The organism is Pectobacterium betavasculorum, assembly GCF_000749845.1.
Lineage (GTDB): Bacteria > Pseudomonadota > Gammaproteobacteria > Enterobacterales > Enterobacteriaceae > Pectobacterium > Pectobacterium betavasculorum.
In genome coordinates this window covers 1-4,392 of the sequence record NZ_JQHM01000033.1, presented here as the reverse complement: position 1 = coordinate 4,392, position 4,392 = coordinate 1, and the positions used below count along the sequence as shown (strand labels likewise).

Below are 4,392 nucleotides of genomic sequence, written 5' to 3'. Positions count from 1 at the left end.
GTCGTCTGCAAAGTGATTTACGCGATGAGCAGCGTTTTCACGGTAAAAGCCGCATCAGTCGTTTGATGAAACAGTGCGGTCTGAAAGCCGCGAATCAGACGCGCTATAAAGTGACGACGAACAGCCGGCACGATTCAATATGCGAGCCATCGATATCGGGATGTACTGAAAGATAACGATTTACGCTGCTCAATGAGCGGAAAGGGTTGCTGTTACGACAATGCGGTAATGGAAAGCTTCTATCACACGTTGAAAACGGAACTGATGCGGGGCAAAGCGTTTATCAGCAGAGAACAGGCGATGAACGCTCTGTTTGATTATATTGAGGTGTTTTACAATCGCCGTCGCAAACATTCGACGCTGGGTTATCAAACGCCGGTGGATTATGAAATGGCGGCGTAATTAGGTGGGAATAATTTCAGGGGCAGATCAATCCAGTATGTACACGTCTATGTACACACAAAACACGCGCTGTAGTGATACGATATGAGACTATATAAAACAAAAAAGACCATGATTTACAATGGCCTTTTTATCCTGACGAGACTTAGTGAGACAACGCGAGATCGCGTGAGACACTACTCAATATTCGAATCTTAATATTGAATGCGTGTTAATTTTTATTAAAAATCAATGTAATATGATTGTTTTTTGACTTTTATTCAATATTTACTCCCCATTGTGCTCCCCGTCAGAACCATGCCTGAAAAATCAGAGGTTTCCCCAGGTATGGGAAACCCATGTGGAGGATTTTTCATACAGGCATCACACTCTTTAGCTATGCTCTGGAAAAGTGATACTGCACGCTTACAGACATCCTCAACCGTAATGTTTATGGATTTTTATTTTTATAGAAGACCGAAGACGTAAATTAAACTTCTTGCGTATATATTTTTTACAGAGAGAATACAAGTGCATATCATATTTTTTAATATATTTTTTGGTATATTCAGGATGATTAAATTTAATAATACCTCGAAAATGTAAAGTTTATATCTGATAATGGCTTTATTTTTTACAAAATATTTGACAAGTCATAGGTAAGATATTCTATTTAAAGGGTTTTCTAGGTATCAGGTGTGCATAAAAATTTTATGCACACCTGATACCTAAATGTAAAATTTTCGCCTGTAATAACCCTGAATCAGAGGGATAGATTTATATTTTAATAATAATTTTTTTGTAAAGTTTACCCTCGGTTTTTTGATATATATGACACCTATACTTTTTTGTAAAGTATTTCCTATTTTAGGCATAATGAACACAACGAAAATCACTTTAATGGAACTGAATTGTTAATATACTTATGTGTAAATATTATATTCCAGTGTAAATATATTTTTACGATTGACTTGATTTTTAATTTAATACTGGTATGAATTAATTGTCAGGATGACATAAAAATTTTATTTAAATGCAAGGATGCATATATGAAAAAAATAAATATGAATATAATGGAAAGATACCTCCTTCTACTTGATAGATTTGTTGATAAGCTTACTCAATCAGGCTTTGAAGAAAAAGAAATTATAGAGCAATCATACCTTTTTTGTGCCGGGTTTTACATTAAATACCAGCAAGACATAGAAAATCTGACGTTCTCGAATCGTGAAGTTGTGCTGAGTTTTCTGCTTCTTTCTTACTATTGTCATATCGAAAAAATCAGTGATGATTTGATAGATAAAGCCCGTCTGAACAAGGTATTTCTCTCCATCATCAGCTTTATCACCAATAATGGTGGAAGAACTGAGCGAATCTACGTTCATGAGAAGAAGAAGTATGACGCCAACAAGTTGATAAGGGCTGCTGTAGTGACTAAGAAAAGTGGTTGTCGATTGTGATATTGCTTAATATAAAAGGTGTCTCTTAGATGAGACCTTTTATTATACAATTACTATACTCCATAAAAATAAAACGTTGATATATAAATTATGGCCTGTTGTATTTTAAAAATTCACCTGAGAGAGTATTATATCCATGCAACAGAGACTACGGCTCCGAACCGTAGAATGGGATTTCTTTGTATGGAGGCATAATGTCCAATCTTATTTATCTTAGCGTTACCGGGGAAAAACAGGGACTGATATCAGCAGGATGTTCATCTCTGGACTCTATTGGCAACAAGTATCAATCGGCCCATGAGAATGAAATTTTTGTTTATGAGTTGGTGAATAACATTAGTCGGGAAGAAAATATTTCAATGCTTCCTGTAGAAATCAGAAAGCCAATTGATAAAGCCACACCATTGTTTGCTCAGGCAATCAATGATAAGGAAAAACTGGAGTGCATTTTTTCGTTCTACCGAACGGCGCAGTCTGGTGGAAATGAACTTTACTTCAAGATGAAGCTTCGGGATGCACTTATCAGCAATATCCGTTTTTTTTACCCTAACTCACTGACACACAATGAAGTTCAGCCACAGGAAAGCGTATCATTCAAATTTGCTTCTATTGAATGGGAGCATGTTATTGCAAGAACAAGCGCTTACATGCTTTGGCAGAATGTAGCCTACTAAGATTATATTAAAGGCCGAATTATTTTCGGCCTGATTTTTTTGAAAAAAACTTTATGTCTACATAAACGATAATAATAATTGAAAGAATAGTCAGCTTACCCCAATGCTCAGGGATGAATTCGTAGAATAAAACACCTAAACCAATCATTAACGCCATTGTGGTATAGGTGTTAATAAATTCTTTAACTGCATAAGAAAAGATTTTCTTTAAGCTCATTTTTTTAGAATTCCGTTTATTGCTTCTGTGATGTCGATTTTGTCATAGGGATTTCTTGGCACGTAGGGGGACAGGCGCTCTTCAAATACGAAATATAACATCTCAACCTGCATAGCATAGAGAGACCAGTATAGTTCTGGGCATACATCATGCAGGTGTCGTGCAGACATTGCCGCCTTCTGAACTTTCCCATGAAATGTGAGAGCACTCAGCCCTATCAGCGAGTATTTATTAATATTTCTGCGAATAGATAATGAAAAATTCAACGAAGTTGCAATATGCTTTGCAAGCAGATAAGCGACTGACATTTTTACTGCCCGGCTTGTTGCGAACTCTGATGCAACCGATACGCCTAATATGGCTTTAGCTATTAATTTTTGCTCTCTTTCTTCAGTATCTTTCAAAAGTATTTTGAGATACTCTATTAGTATATCTATTATTACATCTTTTCTTTTGTATATCTGTTTAATAGCCAAATACATTCTTTCATTTTCAGATTTTAGTTGTTGGCAGTCAGAATTATATTTTTCTATAAAACAGGATGAATACCATGTTGCTCTTTCTATACCACTGTATAAATCATCACCAATTTTTATTGTATTATCTTTAATTTTATCTGCCATACTGTCCAGGTGGGTAGCGAGAACTCTGTCAGATTCCATTTTATATTTTAAATATTCTGATAATTGCATATTACATCCTTTTATTAGACTGTTCCTCTCCCTTTATGTGGGTAGTTTACCCGAATAACTGATAACATTTCAATGTATTTGCTGGTCTGGTAATTTGCATCCTACTAATTATAGTGTGAAAGTATCGTTTTTTTAGAGAAGACGATAATATATCCTTATATAAATGAAATTTCGTGGTTGTCGATTGTGATGAAAAAAGCCCGTAGTTTTGCGCTACGGGCTGATGCTTTCCCTGATGTGGCAGTGTTTTATTTAAAACACACCATTCTTAATTTCACTTGCACCTGAACTGAATTCATAAGAACTGACTTTTTCACCTTTAAACGTGATGATGAGAGATTTGGTTTGTGTGTCATTACCGCCAGTGAATAACCCGCCGACAATAGGAATGAACGAGGTTGCTTTCATCTGGCTGTTATACATCGTGTAAATCCATCGGTCTTCGCCGTCGATCACCATGCGATGATTAGGCTCACCAAATGAATCCAATACATCCCTTTTTGTTGTTTTTTCTTTGATCAGCTTTGTTTTCACGCTTTCCTGTGTTTCGTTCTTTAGTGACTGGTTGCCAGTGGATGTGCAGCCGACAAGACACAGTGAGACTAATGCTGCGATGATGATTTTTTTCATGTGTTTTTAACCCTTGTTTCCATTCACGATTTGGTCAAAGACTTCCATCCACTGGTTCATTTGCTTGCGCAGGCTGTTAAGCCCTTGTTGAGATTTAAAAGAGCCTTCCTTAGGGAAGAACCTGATATGCCATTCGGGATTTTGAATATCTCTCACTGTGATAAAAAAGCCTGTTTCATTCTGGTTTCTCGCTATTCTCATACTATTAATATGGCTTTGTTGAATAAATCAGATTTGAGGCGAGCCTTCCTGTAACAGGCCACTCTTCAGGCAATAAGTACACTTGCAGGCATGCCAGCCTTCGTCATTTTGTTCAGCGCACGAACCATGGCCAAAGC

At 36.5% G+C, this 4,392-nt stretch carries 6 protein-coding genes; 3 read left to right on the top strand and 3 right to left on the bottom strand.

Annotated features, from left to right (window positions below):
• Window positions 1–132: 132 nt before the first annotated feature.
• The 3 genes from KP22_RS20910 to KP22_RS20900 all read left to right on the top strand — a co-directional run bounded on the left by KP22_RS20910 (window position 133) and on the right by KP22_RS20900 (window position 2,515).
• Entirely contained in the window at window positions 133–402 is a 270-nt protein-coding gene (locus tag KP22_RS20910) for an IS3 family transposase (protein ID WP_081926266.1), read from the top strand.
• A gap of 1,028 nt (window positions 403–1,430) precedes the next feature.
• The gene (locus tag KP22_RS20905) at window positions 1,431–1,841 is read left to right on the top strand and encodes a hypothetical protein (RefSeq protein WP_039326244.1); all 411 of its coding nucleotides are present in this window, start codon (window positions 1,431–1,433) and stop codon (window positions 1,839–1,841) included.
• 194 nt (window positions 1,842–2,035) lie between these two features.
• Complete coding sequence (locus KP22_RS20900) at window positions 2,036–2,515, top strand: Hcp family type VI secretion system effector (protein WP_039326242.1); 480 nt, start codon at window positions 2,036–2,038, stop codon at window positions 2,513–2,515.
• 213 nt (window positions 2,516–2,728) lie between these two features.
• Here the strand turns inward: KP22_RS20900 and KP22_RS20890 are convergent, their stop codons facing one another.
• From KP22_RS20890 to KP22_RS23100, 3 genes are all read right to left on the bottom strand, one after another.
• A complete protein-coding gene (locus KP22_RS20890; RefSeq protein ID WP_039326236.1) occupies window positions 2,729–3,424 on the bottom strand; it encodes a hypothetical protein in 696 nt (231 codons plus the stop codon).
• Between the two features lie 252 nt (window positions 3,425–3,676).
• Complete coding sequence (locus tag KP22_RS20885) at window positions 3,677–4,054, bottom strand: META domain-containing protein (RefSeq protein ID WP_039326232.1); 378 nt, start codon at window positions 4,052–4,054, stop codon at window positions 3,677–3,679.
• Window positions 4,055–4,060: 6 nt separating this feature from the next.
• A complete protein-coding gene (locus tag KP22_RS23100) occupies window positions 4,061–4,255 on the bottom strand; it encodes a DUF4755 domain-containing protein (RefSeq protein ID WP_052012568.1) in 195 nt (64 codons plus the stop codon).
• Between the last annotated feature and the right edge of the window lie 137 nt (window positions 4,256–4,392).